Annotated in this window: 16 protein-coding genes and 1 riboswitch; of the genes, 11 read left to right on the forward strand and 5 right to left on the reverse strand. The window is 74.2% G+C overall.

Features of this window, described 5'->3' with window-relative positions; translation table 11 throughout:
- The first annotated feature begins 386 nt into the window (after positions 1 to 386).
- The gene (locus tag ACIO5D_RS21855; RefSeq protein ID WP_400797129.1) at positions 387 to 1454 is read left to right on the forward strand and encodes a hypothetical protein; all 1068 of its coding nucleotides are present in this window, start codon (positions 387 to 389) and stop codon (positions 1452 to 1454) included.
- A gap of 20 nt (positions 1455 to 1474) precedes the next feature.
- On the opposite strand, the gene ACIO5D_RS21860 is transcribed toward ACIO5D_RS21855, so the two are convergent.
- The 4 genes from ACIO5D_RS21860 to ACIO5D_RS21875 all read right to left on the reverse strand — a co-directional run bounded on the left by ACIO5D_RS21860 (position 1475) and on the right by ACIO5D_RS21875 (position 4364).
- A complete protein-coding gene (locus ACIO5D_RS21860) occupies positions 1475 to 1921 on the reverse strand; it encodes a GNAT family N-acetyltransferase (RefSeq protein WP_400657149.1) in 447 nt (148 codons plus the stop codon).
- A gap of 36 nt (positions 1922 to 1957) precedes the next feature.
- Complete coding sequence (locus tag ACIO5D_RS21865) at positions 1958 to 2737, reverse strand: hypothetical protein (RefSeq protein WP_400797132.1); 780 nt, start codon at positions 2735 to 2737, stop codon at positions 1958 to 1960.
- Between the two features lie 114 nt (positions 2738 to 2851).
- The gene (locus tag ACIO5D_RS21870) at positions 2852 to 3643 is read right to left on the reverse strand and encodes a sensor domain-containing protein (RefSeq protein ID WP_400657152.1); all 792 of its coding nucleotides are present in this window, start codon (positions 3641 to 3643) and stop codon (positions 2852 to 2854) included.
- A 112-nt stretch (positions 3644 to 3755) separates the two neighbouring features.
- On the reverse strand, positions 3756 to 4364 hold the full coding sequence (locus ACIO5D_RS21875; RefSeq protein WP_400797135.1) for a GNAT family N-acetyltransferase: 609 nt from the start codon (positions 4362 to 4364) through the stop codon (positions 3756 to 3758).
- 62 nt (positions 4365 to 4426) lie between these two features.
- Between ACIO5D_RS21875 and ACIO5D_RS21880 the strand changes: the two genes are divergently transcribed.
- On the forward strand, positions 4427 to 5302 hold the full coding sequence (locus tag ACIO5D_RS21880) for a hypothetical protein (protein ID WP_363610979.1): 876 nt from the start codon (positions 4427 to 4429) through the stop codon (positions 5300 to 5302).
- A 64-nt stretch (positions 5303 to 5366) separates the two neighbouring features.
- Here ACIO5D_RS21880 and ACIO5D_RS21885 read toward each other — a convergent pair whose 3' ends face one another.
- A complete protein-coding gene (locus ACIO5D_RS21885) occupies positions 5367 to 6227 on the reverse strand; it encodes a M23 family metallopeptidase (RefSeq protein WP_363610981.1) in 861 nt (286 codons plus the stop codon).
- Positions 6228 to 6239: 12 nt separating this feature from the next.
- A riboswitch (cyclic di-AMP (ydaO/yuaA leader) is annotated at positions 6240 to 6398 on the reverse strand.
- A 245-nt stretch (positions 6399 to 6643) separates the two neighbouring features.
- Between ACIO5D_RS21885 and ACIO5D_RS21890 the strand changes: the two genes are divergently transcribed.
- The 9 genes from ACIO5D_RS21890 to ACIO5D_RS21930 all read left to right on the forward strand — a co-directional run bounded on the left by ACIO5D_RS21890 (position 6644) and on the right by ACIO5D_RS21930 (position 14012).
- Entirely contained in the window at positions 6644 to 6934 is a 291-nt protein-coding gene (locus ACIO5D_RS21890; RefSeq protein ID WP_363610983.1) for a YiaA/YiaB family inner membrane protein, read from the forward strand.
- 133 nt (positions 6935 to 7067) lie between these two features.
- Entirely contained in the window at positions 7068 to 7895 is an 828-nt protein-coding gene (locus tag ACIO5D_RS21895) for an alpha/beta fold hydrolase (protein ID WP_400797137.1), read from the forward strand.
- Between the two features lie 58 nt (positions 7896 to 7953).
- Complete coding sequence (locus ACIO5D_RS21900) at positions 7954 to 8523, forward strand: TetR/AcrR family transcriptional regulator (RefSeq protein WP_400762958.1); 570 nt, start codon at positions 7954 to 7956, stop codon at positions 8521 to 8523.
- A gap of 273 nt (positions 8524 to 8796) precedes the next feature.
- Positions 8797 to 10116: a sensor histidine kinase gene (locus ACIO5D_RS21905; RefSeq protein ID WP_363611065.1), complete on the forward strand. Its 1320-nt coding sequence runs from the start codon at positions 8797 to 8799 to the stop codon at positions 10114 to 10116.
- Positions 10100 to 10513: a roadblock/LC7 domain-containing protein gene (locus ACIO5D_RS21910; protein WP_363610989.1), complete on the forward strand. Its 414-nt coding sequence runs from the start codon at positions 10100 to 10102 to the stop codon at positions 10511 to 10513. Before ACIO5D_RS21905 ends, ACIO5D_RS21910 begins: the two co-directional genes overlap by 17 nt.
- Positions 10510 to 10857, forward strand: a complete 348-nt coding sequence (locus ACIO5D_RS21915) for a DUF742 domain-containing protein (RefSeq protein ID WP_363610991.1) — start codon at positions 10510 to 10512, stop codon at positions 10855 to 10857. The genes ACIO5D_RS21910 and ACIO5D_RS21915 overlap by 4 nt, the downstream gene beginning before the upstream one ends.
- Complete coding sequence (locus ACIO5D_RS21920) at positions 10835 to 11461, forward strand: ATP/GTP-binding protein (RefSeq protein WP_363610993.1); 627 nt, start codon at positions 10835 to 10837, stop codon at positions 11459 to 11461. The genes ACIO5D_RS21915 and ACIO5D_RS21920 overlap by 23 nt, the downstream gene beginning before the upstream one ends.
- Entirely contained in the window at positions 11458 to 12942 is a 1485-nt protein-coding gene (locus ACIO5D_RS21925; RefSeq protein WP_363610995.1) for a cytochrome P450, read from the forward strand. Before ACIO5D_RS21920 ends, ACIO5D_RS21925 begins: the two co-directional genes overlap by 4 nt.
- Positions 12906 to 14012: a cytochrome P450 gene (locus ACIO5D_RS21930; RefSeq protein ID WP_363610997.1), complete on the forward strand. Its 1107-nt coding sequence runs from the start codon at positions 12906 to 12908 to the stop codon at positions 14010 to 14012. Before ACIO5D_RS21925 ends, ACIO5D_RS21930 begins: the two co-directional genes overlap by 37 nt.

Genomic DNA, 14012 nt, shown 5'->3' on the forward strand with positions numbered 1-14012 from the left:
CGCACACTGAAAGGAGGTGATCCTGAGTTGAGTACCGTCAGGATGTGTGAGGTGGCTGCTCGCTAGAGCCGCCCCTGCCTGCGCAGGGTGGGGCCCCAGGCCTCCGGCAGGCGAAATCCCAAGCAGTCACCCGGCCCGTGGGCTCACCGGAACATCCCCGGTGCCTCGGCGCCCGGCCCGTCACACGGCCCGGCGCGGAGGAGCAGCCCACGGGCCGTCCGCGTTCCCGGAGCGTCTCCCGAGGCGTTTCCGGCCGTGCGCCCGTCGCACCGTCCGCGTTCCCGTCCCCCCGCCACGGCGCTAGAGTCGGCCCGGATTCCGGGGCGGATCGGTACGCACACAGGGGGTAGGCGATGGCGCGGACGCGACGGGGCGGAAGCGCGGCGATGCTGCGCACGGCACAGCGGACCGCGGCCGGAACGCTGCTCGGGGTGGGGGTGCTCGGGCTGCTGCTGTTCTCGCTCGGCCGGGAGCAGGCCTGGCAGGCGCTCGGCGGCGGACTGGTGATCTCCGGCGCCTCGGCGGTGCTCGGCGGCGCGCTGGGCTTCCTGTTCGGGGTACCCCGGGCGCGGGGCGGGACCGGAGCGGGCGAGCCGCAGGGCTCCTACGCGCCGAACACCAATCTGGAGCAGGTCTCGGACTGGCTGACCAAGGTGCTGCTCGGCGTCGGGCTGACCCAGCTGGGCTCGCTCGGCGAGCGGCTGCACCAGGTCGGTACGGCGCTGGCGCCCGCGCTGGGCGGCGAGCAGGGCGCGGTGCCGTTCGCGGCGGCGCTGGTCCTGTACTTCCTGGTGCTCGGCTTCCTGGCCGGCTGGCTGGTGACGCGGTTGACGCTGCCGCAGGTGCTCTCCGACGCCGATCAGGCGCTGGACCTCTTCCTGGCCGGCCAGGACCGGGACCGCCGGGGCGACAAGGTCGGCGCGGACGATCTGCGGGTACGGGCGATGCAGCACCTGGGGCTGCTGGGCGGCAGCGCGGACCAGGGCGACCGGCTGAGCCGGCAGCTGCCGGCCGGCGCGGCGGCCGGGCCGGAGAACGTGGTGGCCGAGGTCCGCTCGACGGCGCGGCGCTCGGCGCTGACGGCGGACCAGGTGCGGGAGCTGTTCGCGGACGGCTCCGAGGCCCAGCGGCTGCAGGCCCTGGCGCTGATGCAGGGCGACCCCGCGCTGGCCGACCTGCCGAGCGTGCTGGACGCGATCGAGCGGCCGCGCTCCGGTTTCGAGCAGTACCACGCGCTGCTGGCGGCCCGCGGCCTGCTCTCCCGGCTGCCCGCCGCCGGGGCACAGCGGCTGCGCGACGCGGTGGCCGGGCGGCTGGTGGCACCGGACGGCATCCCGTACGGGTCGGACCGCAGCTGGCTGGCGGAGAAGATACTGTCCCGCCTGGAGTCCGCGGTGTTCCTCCCCCAGCAGGCCGGCCCGGCGGAGCGGTCGCAGGCCCGGCAGGATCCGTAGCGGACGCCGCCGGACGGTGATCAGACGGTGAAGCGCAGTTCGGGGCGGTCCCAGCCGATCGGGGGGCGGGCGGGGAAGGTGCCGACGCGTTCGGCGCCCATCCTTCGGTAGAACTGCTCGGCGGGCGGGTGGGAGACCACGCGGACGCCGGTCACGCCCGCCTCCCGGGCGCGGCCGAGCATGTGCCCGATGAGCACCCGCCCGATGCCGAGGCCCTGCGCCTCGTCGGCGACGAACATCAGGTCCAGCTCCGGCGGGTCGAGGATCAGTGCGTAGAAGCCGAGCAGCCGGTCGCCCTGGGCGCCCGCGGCGAGGAAGACCTCGTGCTGGGCGAGGTACTCGGGCGTCACCCGGTAGCCGGCGATCATCGCGGCGTACTCGCCGTGATAGGTGCTGGAGGCCTGGATCAGCCCGGTGAGCCGCTCGGCGTCCGCCGCCCCGGCCCGCTTGATCATCGTCTCGGTCATGGCGATGAGTATAGGACCGAATGCCACTACTGACCATTACCTTTCCTGGTCACGGCGCCTGCGGTGATCTGCCGCCCGCAGGACGAGGACACGCCGGGTGAGGCCGTCCCCGGGGCGCGGGAAGCAGTCGATCTCACTGCTGATCCGGCGCTCGCCGAGGGCGTGACGCAGGGCGTCGAGGTGGGGGCAGCGGCGGCCGCGGCCGTCGTGCAGGGGATGGACCCGGACTTCGCCGTCGGGCGCGGTCACCCGGACCAGTTCGGTCAGCGCGGCCACCTGCCGAGCGGGGCCGAAGCGTTCGGGGTAGGCGAAGAGCAGGTACCCGCTGAGGGTGAGGGCGAAGGTGCCGTCCGTGAAGGGCAGCCGGGGCAGTTCGGCGGCCACGTACTGCTGCGGGTGGGCGGCGGCGTCGGCGGTGAACAGCCGGCACGCCCGGTCCCAGCTGCGCAGATAGCGGTCGTACGGGCGGTGGCGCGGCCTCGGGTACAGCTCGGGGCGGGCGGCCATCGCGGCGGCCATCGACGCCCGGGCGGCCCGGGCGGCCGCCGCGACCTCGGGGCCGGGCCGGGCGTACGCCGGGTCGGCGGCGATCACCCGGCAGCCCAGCCCGCGGGCCTCGGCGGCCAGACCGGAGGCGCCACCGGGGCAGTCGAGCAGCGGCCCGGGGAGGGCGGCGAGCCGGGCTCGGGTGAGGCCGAAGAGCCCGCAGTACTCGTCCAGCGGGCGGGAGGTGATCAGGATTCCGGCGGCGGCGGGGTCGGTGGACCTCCGCGGGTCGGCGAGGTCGGCCGGGTCGGGGAGCTCGGCGGCGGCCACCCGGCCATCCGAACACGGCCCGGCCCCGTCCGCATCCGGGGGACCGGGCACGAACGGGGCCGGGCGGCTCCGGGGTGGCGGCAGCGGGCCGGGCGGCCTGCCGGCGAGGCGGGCTCAGCGGCCGAGCAGGCCCCGGACGGCGAGCCGGTTGACGTTGGTCAGGCCGCGCACCAGCTGCGGGGTGAGGAAGACGAACAGCAGCCCGAGCAGCGAGACCCCGGCGATCTGCAGCGGCGACTGGACGTAGTAGACGTGCTCGACGCCGTGGCTGTCGTAGAAGTTGAAAAGCCGGTAGCCGGGCCAGTCGGTGTAGGTCGGGAAGACCCAGTGGTAGAGCGGGTAGAGCGTCAGGGACCAGCCGACCAGCAGGAACACCAGCGACATCGTGAAGCTGAAGACCGCCCACGGCAGCATCACCACCTGGTACAGCACGGCCTTCCACCCGGCCGCGTCCGCCAGCCGCGCGGTGACGGCGCCCCAGCTGCCCGGCCGGGCACGCCGCACCGGCGCCGGGCCCGGCACGTCCAGGGCCAGCATGCTGAGCGTCCGGGCCCGCTCCAGCCGGCCGAAGCCGCGGGCGCCGCTGGTCAGCGCGGCCAGCACCGGCAGGCCGAGGACGGTGACGAAGGTTCCCAGGCCCAGGGCGAAGAGCGTGACGGCGAAGGCGAAGCCCACGATGGCGACCGGCAGTCCGCTGAGCGTGAAGCCGATCTCCTTGTAGGTGTAGGAGGAGAACGGCGCCCGCCAGACGTACGGCGGCTCCTCGGTCCGGCGGGCCCGGGCGGGCCGGTGCTTCGGGTCGGCCTCGTCGGTGCCGTAGGTCCCGTAGGTGTCGCCGGAACCGTGGGAGTCGCGGCTGTCCTCGCGGTCGTACGCACCGCGCTGCATGCTGTGGCTGCTGCTCATGGCCGGGCCTCGGTCCTCGGTTCTGTGGTGGGGGCGTGTCCTGCTGACTCCTCAACCCTGTCAAAGCGCGGGCCCGGTGGACATCCGGCCCCCCGCCGAACAAGGGGTGGGGTTAACCCCCCGCCCGCTGCCCCGCCCCGGTCCCGGCCCCCGCCCACTCGTCCGCCAGCAGGGAGTACTGGAAGGAGTCGTACCAGGTGTCCCGCAGGTGGAGGTCGTGCCGGATCCGGCCCTCCAGCTGGAACCCGGCCCGGGTGAGCACCCGGCTGGAGGCGGTGTTGTCGACGTCGACCCGGGCGGCCAGCCGGTGCACGCCGAGCGTCCCGAACGCGAGGTCGCAGAGCAGCCCGGTGATCTCGCCCGCGTAGCCGTGGCCCCAGGTGTCGGGGCGCAGCGCGTAGCCGAGGACTGCGGAGCGGTGCTCCCCGAGGGTGAGGGCGGCGCTGCCGATCGGGGCGCCCCCGTCGGCGGGGTCGGCGGAGTCGGTGCCGTCCGCGCGCAGGGTGACGGCGAGCCGGTAGACCGTGCGTTCGTCCCGCAGGGCCTCCTCCAGGTACTGCGCCACCTGATCGGCACAGCTCTCCCGGTCGTACGGTCCGAAGGGGAGGTGGCGGGTGGCGACCGGGTCGCCGAAGACGGCGTACAGCGCGTCGATGTCGCCCGGGGTGTGGTGGAACTCGCGAATGGCCAGCCGGGGGCCGGTGAGTCGTACGGGGACCATGTCCGTCGACCCTACTCCGGCCCGGTCCGTCCGGTGGGCGGCCAGCGGCTACCGTCGAGGCTATGGAAGACGAAGACCTGCGGCTCGCCCCGCGCACCAAGGCCGCCGAACTGCTCGCCTGGGCGGAGGCGGAGGGCCGCGCGCCGGTGGCCGAGGAACCGCTGCGGACGGTGCTGGCGCTGCTGGAGCTGGGCGAGGGCAGGATGCACGACGGCTGGCCGGAGCTGACCTCGAACGCCGTGGAGCAGTTGCTCGTCGAGCGGCTCTACCTGTACGTCCAGCCCGCGCCGGAGGAGGATCCGCTGGCGTACGGCGAGGCGGTGCGGCTGCTGATCGACCGCCAGCGGGCGGCGAAGCGGCTGAACGCCAAGCGGCAGGAGCGGCTGCACGCGGAGGCCGAGTGGCAGGGCGAGGTGGCGGCCGGCCTGCTGCGGCGGGCGGACCTGGTGACCTGGCCCCGGCTGTACACGCTGCTGCTGCACGCCTACGGGGTGGACGTCGCGGACGAGGCGGCGGTGCGGGCCTGGCTGGAGGGGTTCCGGGAGCTGGCGGAGGAGGACCGGCTGGCCGCGTTCGCGGCGCTGGAGCCGGCCGGCTGGGTGGACGAGACGGCCGGTGAGGGCTGGGGCCCGGCCCGGGTGCTCACGGTCGGGATGGCCACCGACGGCGCCCGGCGGCTGCTGGAGCAGGGCCTGATGCGGCGCAGCTACCGCAACCTGGCGGAGCTGACCGCGCTCGGCCGGCCGATGCCGGACGAGCTGACCGGGGACTTCGGGGCGTTCGAGGAGGCGGCCGCCGAGGCGGCGCTGGAGCTGGCCGGCCGGTGGACGGTGCCGGGGCTGCCGCGGCTGCTGGTGGCGGAGTTCCCGGACCTGGCGCCGGAGCCGGGGCAGGAGGAGATCGACGCGTACCTGGCCGGGCTGCCCGACGGGGCCTGAGCCCTCCGGGTCCTGGAACGCGGAGGTGCCCCGGCCGCTGCTCGGACCGGGGCACCTCCGGGCGTCAGGGGGTGATGCCGCGCTGCTCGAACCAGGTCTCCGGGTCGACCGGGGCCCCGCCGCCGGGGCGGACCTCCAGGTGCAGGTGCGGGCCGGTGACGTTGCCGGTGGCGCCGACCTTGCCGATCTGCTGGCCGGGGACGACCTTGCCGGTGCCCTTGATGATCGAGGAGAGGTGGCAGTACCAGATCTCGGTGCCGTCGGGCAGCGTCTCGACGATCCGGTAGCCGTACGAGCCGGACCAGCCGGCCGAGGTGATGGTGCCCTGGCCGACGGCGTAGACCGGGGTACCGGTGGAGGCCGCGAAGTCCAGGCCGGTGTGCAGGTGGGCCCAGTAGGAGGCGCTCTGGCCGTAGTGGGCGGAGAGGTTGTAGTCGCGCACCGGCAGGTTGATGGCGGCGAGCTTGGCCCTCTCGGCCTCCTCGGCGGCCCGCTTGGCCTCCGCCTGCTGGGCGGCGCGCTTGGCCTCGGCCTCCTGGGCGGCCTGGACGCGGGCGTTCTCCTCGGCGGCGGTGCGCTGGCTGTCGGCCTGCTGCTGGATGCGGGCGGCGAGCGCGAGGCCGGGGTCGGCGGAGAGGGCGACCGGGGTCTCGTCCGGGGCCTCGATGGCCGGCGCGGCGGCCGGGGTGGCGGAGGCGAAGCCGGTGGCGCCGAGGGTGGCGGCCACGGCGGTGACGCCGAGCAGTGGAGCGGTGCCGCGGGCCTGGCGCGGCATCCGGTGCCGGTTGGCGTCGGCGGGCTGCGGGCCGGTCTCGTCCGCGGGGCCGCCGTAGCCGCCCTCGTGGGCGGCGGGCCGCGGGTGGTCGAGCAGCTGGGTGCCGGCGGCGGAGCCGGGCAGGTGTGCCGGAGAGTACGTCGACGCCACGGAGGCGCGCTCCTTTCCTTCCTTCGCGCCTACCGGGTTAGCTGACGGGTTCGGAGCAGGAAGGTCTCCTACGGCTGGGCCTGGGCCCGGCCGATTCACCCCAAGGAACGTGGTTCCCCGGCTCCCTGACCTGCCCGGGGGCGGGTCGTCGGGATTAGGCGACGGCGCACGGTGCCGTCTGGGTACGGCGTTGACAACCGCGCTGCGTTATCAAACGTTAATCCTAGGCGCCCCTGATTCCAAGCCATCCGTTCGGGACAACCGGATACAGCACGGGCACCACGCGACCCGATGGGCGTTTTGGGACGATTGACGACAACTGACACTACCGAACGTGATTGGACGTCAACGAACGACCCCCCATTTGAGTAGTTCTACTCATGTGCGTCCACTCGGGGCGCCGCCATCCTGACGCCATGAACGCACCGATGCAGTCCCGCACCACGGCCGCGTACCACGTCCAGGCCGTGCTCTCCTTCGCCCTGTCCGCCGCCGCCCTCGCGATCGGGATCGCCTACCTCCCGGTCGGGGGGTGGACCAGGGCCTTCCTCGGACTCGGCCTGCTCTACACCGTCACCTCCTCGTTCACCCTGGCCAAGGTGGTCCGGGACAAGCAGGAGACCAGCGAGATCGTCACCCGGGTGGACCAGGCCCGGCTGGAGAAGCTGCTCAGCGAGCACGACCCGTTCAAGGTGGAAGGGATCTGAGCGGGCACCACGGAACGGGCACCTCCGAAGCCGTCGCGCATCGATAGCTTGACGGCTAAGGCTATTAGCCTTAGCTTTATGGCTATCGGCAGCACCGCCGATGACACGCCCCGGCGGCCCGAGGAGACCCACGATGTCCGGCATCACCACCCCCACCACCCAGTACCTCGACGTCCCCGGCGGCCGGCTGGCCTTCGACGACACCGGGCGGGGCGACGGCACCCCGGTCGTCCTGCTCCCCGGGATGCTCGACAGCCGGGCCGCGTACCGGCACCTGCGACCGCTGCTGGTGGCCGCCGGCCGCCGGGTGATCACCATGGACCTGCGCGGCTTCGGCGAGTCCTCGATCGCCTGGGACGACTACTCGCCCGCCGCGGTCGCCACCGACGTCATCGCCCTGCTCGACCACCTCGGCATCCGGAGCGCCGTGCTGGTCGGCAACTCGTACACCGGCGCCACCGTGGTCAAGGCCGCCGGGGACGCACCCGGGCGGGTCGCCGGGATCGTCCTGCTGAACGCCTTCGTCGAGAACCCGCCGCCGAACCTGATGCAGCGCGCCGTGTTCGGCCTGATGGGCCCGCTGCTGACCTACGTCCCCGCCTCCTGGGGCCTCTACCACCGCAAGATGGCGTTCCCGACCGCCAAGCCGGCCGACTTCGACGCCTACGTGGACGGCCTGGTCGCCGCGCTGCGCACGCCCGGCCGCCGGACCGCCGTCCGGGGCCAGCTCCGCGGGGACTCGTCGCCGGTCGGCTGGACCGCTGCGGTGCGGTGCCCGGCGCTGGTCGTGATGGGCGCCAAGGACCCCGACTTCCCGAACCCGGAGCTGGTCGCCGACCGGCAGACGGCCGCGCTCGGGGCCCGCAAGGTGATGATCGAGGGCGCCGGGCACTACCCGATGGCCGACCACCCGCAGGCCACCGCCGACGCGCTGCTGCCCTTCCTCGCCGAACTCTCCTGAGCCCCGGCCCCCGCACCACACACCCCTGCCCCGCCCCACGAACCCCCGGAGACCGCGCATGCCCCGAGTAGGACTGACCCCCGACCAGGTCGTCGGCCACGCCCTCGCCCTCATCGACGAGCAGGGCCCCGAGGCCCTCACCCTGGCCGCCGTCGCCGGCCGGGCCGGCGTGGCCACCCCCTCGCTGTACAAGCACGTCAGCGGCGGCCTCGCCGAGCTGCGCCGGCTGGTCGCCGTCCGGGTCACCGAGGAACTGGCCGACCGCCTCGCCGAGGCCGCCCTCGGCCGCGGCGGCGACGACGCGGTGGCCGCCGTCCTGCGGGCCTACCACGCCTACGCCACCGAGCACCCGCACCGCTACAACGCGCTGCCGCAGGCCCCCCGGCCGGACGACGACCTGACCCGGGCGGCCGGCCGGCTGGTCGGGGTGATCGTCGCGGTGCTCCGCGAGTACGGGCTGGACGGCCCCGAGGCGATCCACGCCGCCCGCACCGTCCGCTCGGTGGCCCATGGCTTCGCCTCGCTCTCCATCGGCGGTGGCTTCCAGCTCGCGGAGGACCTCTCGGTCACCCAGGACCGTCTGATCGCGGTCCTCACCAGCGGCCTCCGCGACTGGCCGAAGGCCTGACGGGGCCGTCCGCGGGGGCGGACGGCCCCGCTCCGCGCCACCCCCGACCCGCCCGTTCGCACCCGCACGATGCCCCGGCCCGCGCCCAGCCCGTACCCAGCCCGCTCCCAGCCGGTCCCGTCCGACCGCCCCGCAGCGCCCGCCACCTGGCCGATCGGGCCCGAAGGACGTCTGATTGACGCCGTATTGACGGGATATTGACGAGATCCAGTCACTTGGCGAGATCCGTTCACACCTTCGTAGGATCATCACCCTAGAATTCGCGGCGTGACGATGACTCAGTGGTGTGCAACGGCAACCGGCGTAATCGCCGCCCTCGCCCTCGTGGCCGCCGCCCGCTACCGCGCGGTCTCCGCCACCCAGCGCCGCCGCGCCGACCAGCAGCGGCGCGACATCGCCCGGCTGACGGAGCGGCTCGACGCCGAACTGTCCCGGCGCGGCTCCGAACTGGCCGCCGTCCAGCAGGAGCAGGAGCTCAACGCCTCCACCCAGCGGGCCTTCCTCAGCGTGGCCCGCCGGATCCTCGTCATGGCCCACGACCAGCAGGCCCTGCTGGACGAGATGGAGCGCACCCACGACGACCCGGCGCTGCTGGAAGGCCTGCTCAAGGCGGACCACGCCGCCGCCCAACAGGCCCGGCTCGCCCAGACGCTGGCCGTCCTCTGCGGCGCCAGGGCCGGACGGCACTGGCCCGAGCCCGTCTCCCTGGAGGACGTGGTGCGCGGCGCCCAGTCGCGCATCCTGCCCTTCCAGCGGGTGGTGGTCCGCAGCCGGATCGAGACCGCCGTGGTCGGCGCCGCCGCCGAGGCGCTGATCCACGCCGTGGCCGAGCTGCTGGACAACGCCACCCGCTACTCCCCGCCCAGCACCCAGGTGTTCGTCACCCTGATGCCGGTGCACAACGGCGCCGTCGTCGAGATCGACGACGGCGGCGTCGGCATGCCCGAGCAGGCCGTCGCCAAGGCGGCCTCCGCCCTGGCCGGCGGCACCTCGCTGGAGGTCTCCCGCCTCGGCGAGGTACCGCAGTTGGGTCTCGCGGCGGTCGGCCGGCTCGCCGAGCAGTACGGCTTCCGGGTCACCCTCAGCTCGGCGCCGTCACCGTACGGCGGGGTGCGGGTGGTGGTGCTGCTGCCGAACGCGCTGCTCACCGAACCGCTGCCGCCGACCGTCCCGGGCCTGGGCCCGGACGACCGGGCGTTCACGGCCGGCCCCCGCCAGGCCGTGCCTCCCCCGTACCCGTACCCGTCCGTGCACGGCTCCGGGCACGGCTCCGTGCACCCGCTGCTGGAGACCCCGCCGGCCGGTCCGCTCCCCGAGGCCGGTCCCACCCCGCCGCCCCTGCCCCGCCGGAGCCACCGGCGCGACCGCGGCAACCGCACCGCCCAGGGCACCGCCCCCACGCCCCCGCCCACGCCTCCGTACCGCTCGGCCCGGGAGGCGCAGGCGTTCATGGCGATGTTCCAGGCCGGCACCGCCAGCGGCCGCTCGGCGGTCCGGGCCCGGGTCCAGGCCCAGGCACAGCCCGACCCTTCCCTTCCCGTTTCCCCCCGACTTCCCCAGCGCTCCGGAGAGTTCCATGACCACCACCCCTGATCTCGGCTGGCTGCTCGCCGACATCATCTCCGTCCCCGAGGTCCAGCACGCCGTCGTGGTGTCCAACGACGGCCTGGAGATCGGCCGCAGCGCGGGCATCGTGCGTGAGGACGCCGAGCGGCTCGCCGCCGCCTGCTCGGGCCTGCAGTCCCTGGCCCGCGGGGTCGCCCAGGGCTTCGGCGGCCAGGGCAGCGCCACCCGCCAGATCATCATCGAGTACGGCGGCGGGTACCTCTTCATCGTCGCCGCCGGAGCCGGCGCCCATCTGGCCGTGGTGACCGGCGAGGCCGTGGACGCCGGTCTGGTCGCCTACCAGATGCAGGTCCTGGTCGAACGGATCGGCAGCCACCTCACCAGCCCGCCGCGCGTCGACCACGCGGCGGGGGGACAGCGGTGAGCGGGCCGGTCCGGCCCTATGTGATCACCGGTGGCCGCAGCCGGCCCACCCGGGCCGCACTCGCCATCGAGAGCCTGGTCAGCGCGTTACCCGACCGACCCGAACTCCCCGAGGACGCGCTGCTCAACCGCGAGCACCAGCGCATCCTGGACCTCTGCCGCAGACTGCTCTCGGTCGCCGAGGTCGCCGCCCACCTCGCCCTGCCGCTCGGCGTCGTCAAGGTGCTGGTCGGCGACCTCTGGGACCTCGGCGCCGTCCAGGTGCTCCCACCCGTACCGCAGGCCGAACGCCTGCCCACAACCCTTCTGGAAGAGGTGCTCGTTGGCCTCCGCCAACTCCGCTGAAGCCCCGGCCGACCTGCCCGCCGAGCCGCAGTACCTGCCGTCCTCGGTCCAGGGCGCGGTGAAGATCCTGGTCACCGGCCCGTTCGGGGTGGGCAAGACCACCCTGGTCGGCTCGCTCAGTGAGATCACCCCGCTGCGCACCGAGGAGACCATGACGGCCGCCAGCAGCGGCATCGACGACCTCACCGGGCGCGGCGACAAGACCACCACCACCGTCGCCCTGGACTTCGGCCGGATCACGCTCAACGCCCGGCTCGCCCTGTACCTCTTCGGCACCCCCGGGCAGCAGCGGTTCTGGCCGCTCTGGGACGACCTGTCGCGCGGCGCGCTCGGCGCCATCGCCATGGTCGACCTGCGCCGCCCGGACGAGAGCTTCGACGTGCTCGGCCGGCTGGAGGAGCAGCGCATCCCGTTCGCGGTGGCGGTCAACACCTTCCCTGGCACGCCGAGTTACCCCGAGGACGAGCTGCGCTCCGCCCTCGACCTGCTGCCCGAGGTGCCGATCCTGTACTGCGACGCACGCGACCGGCGGGCCGCCTACGACCTGCTGATCGACTTCGTCGACCATCTGCACTCCACCGCCGTACTGGAGCTCCAGCGATGACGACTCCCGATCCCGGCAGGGCCGTTCCGGCCTCCCCCGGGCCTTCGCAGGCCGGGCCCCCGCCGGGCTGCCCGATGCACGTCGCGGGGGGCGGCGGCATCCCCGCGGGAGTCCCGCCCACCCCGTTGTACGGCGCCGCCGTCGCCGACGACCCGCACGGCCACTACTCCCGGATGCGCGCCCGGTACGGCCCGGTCGCGCCGATCGAGCTGGAGCCCGGGGTCGAGGCCTGGCTGGTGATCGGCTACGCCGAGCTGCTCGAACTCACCCGCAACGAAGCGCTGTTCTCCAAGGACTCGCGCCGCTGGAAGGTCCCCGCCGAGGGCCGGCTCGCCCCCGACTCACGGCTGCTGCCGATGACCTCGTGGCGGCCCACCCTGCTCAACCTGGACGGCGCCGAGCACCAGCGGCTGCGGGCCGCCGTCGCCGACACCCTCGCCCAGATCGACCACCGCCAGCTGCGCGAGACCACCGAGGCCGCCGCCAACGCCCTGATCGACAGCTGGGGACCGGACGGCACCGCCGACCTGATCGCCCAGTACGCCCGCCGGCTGCCGCTGCTGGTCTTCACCCAGCTGCTCGGCCTGCCCGCCGAGGCCGGCCCCCATCTCATCGAGCTGATCAGCCACTTCGTGGACAGCAGCAGGGACTCGGTGCGGGCCAACGCGGAGTTCCAGGCGCTCCTGGTCGACCTGGTCCGGCGCCGCCGCGCCACACCCGGCGCCGACCTCACCTCCTGGCTGCTGGCCCACCCGGCCGCGCTGACCGACGAGGAGGCCGTGCACCACCTGGTGGTGATCCTGGTCGCGGGCAACGAGACCGCCATCAACTGGACCGGCAACACGCTGCGGCTGCTGCTCACCGACCGCCGCTTCCGGGCCACCCTCACCGGCGGCCGGCTCACCGTCGCCGACGCGCTGGAGGAGGTGCTGTGGCGCGACCCGCCGACGCAGAACTTCCCCGGCCGGTGGGCGACCGGCGACACCGTCCTCGGCGGCCAGTACATCAGCGAGGGCGACATGCTCGTCCTCGGCCTGGCCGCGGCCAACGCCGATCCGGCCGCCCAGGGCAACGCGTCCAGCGTGCACGGCGCCCTCGGCGGCAACCGGGCCCATCTGGCGTGGGGCGCCGGCAAGCACGTCTGCCCCGCCCAGCAGCCGGCCCGGATCATCGTCGAGACCGCCGTCGAGACCCTGCTGCACCGCCTGCCGGATCTCCAGCTCGCCGTCCCCGCAGGAGAACTGTCCTGGCGGCCGTCCCCCTGGTCGCGCGCCCTGGTCAGCCTGCCGGTGCTCTACAGCGCCTTCACCCCGCCCCGCCCGCCAGCCCCCGAGAGGCCCGCATGGACACCGCCGACGACCGCCAGCCCGTCAGACTCGACCCCTTCGGACGCGACCAGCACGGCGAGAACGCCCGACTCCGGGAAGCCGGCCCGGCGGTCCTGGTGGAACTCCCTGGCGGGGTGGTGGTCTGGGCGATAACCCACCACGACACCCTCCAGGAACTGCTCGCCGACCCGCGCGTCGGCAAGAACCCGCAGCTCTGGAGCACCTTCACCGAGAACCGCCTGCCCCAGGGCTGGCCACTGCTGAACTTCGTCACCGTGCCGGGCATGGTCACCGCCGACGGCGAGGACCACCGGCGGCTGCGCGGCCTGGTCAGCCAGGCGTTCACCCCGCGCCGGATCGCCGAGCTCCAGCCCGCCGTCGAGGCCAGGACCACCGCGCTGCTCGACCAGGTCGCCCTTCTGGAAGGCGACTTCGACCTGCGCGAGCACTTCGCCTACCCGCTGCCGATGCAGGTCATCGGCGAGCTGCTGGGCCTGCCGCCGAAGCAGCAGGACGAGCTGCACGAGCTGTCCGACACCATGGTCTCCAGCTCGGCGACCCCCGCCGCCGCCGTCGCCGCCCAGCAGGGCCTCCAGGCGCTGCTCGCCGGGCTGGTCGAGGCCAAGCGCGCCCGGCCCGGCGACGACCTCACCACCGACCTGATCGCCGCCCGGGAGTCCGACGACCGGCTCAGCGAGCGCGAGCTGGTGGGCACCCTGCTGCTGATGCTGGTGGCCGGGCACGAGACCACGCTCAACCTGATCACCAACGCCGTCCGCGCCCTGCTCGCCAACCCCGAGCAGCTGCGGCTGGTGCTGGACGGCGAGCAGCCCTGGTCCGCGGTGGTCGAGGAGACGCTGCGGTACGACTCGCCGGTCGGGCAGTTCCCGCTGCGCTACGCGATCGAGGACATCGTCGTCGGCGACGTGGTGATCCGGCGCGGCGAGGCGCTGCTCGCCTCGTACGCGGCCGCCGGCCGGGACGCCGGGCACTACGAGGACGCCGACCGCTTCGACATCACCCGGCAGCCGAACCGGCACCTCTCGCTCGGCCACGGTCCGCACTTCTGCCTCGGTTCGGGCCTCGCCCGGCTGGAGGCGGAGACCGCGCTGCGGTCGCTGTTCGGCCGTTTCCCCGGGCTGGCCCTGGTGGAGGGGACGGCGCCGGAGCCCATCGGCTCGTTCGTCAGCAACAGTGTGCGGACGCTGCGCGTCACGGTCTGA

Source organism: Kitasatospora sp. NPDC087315, assembly GCF_044744345.1.
Lineage (GTDB): Bacteria > Actinomycetota > Actinomycetes > Streptomycetales > Streptomycetaceae > Kitasatospora.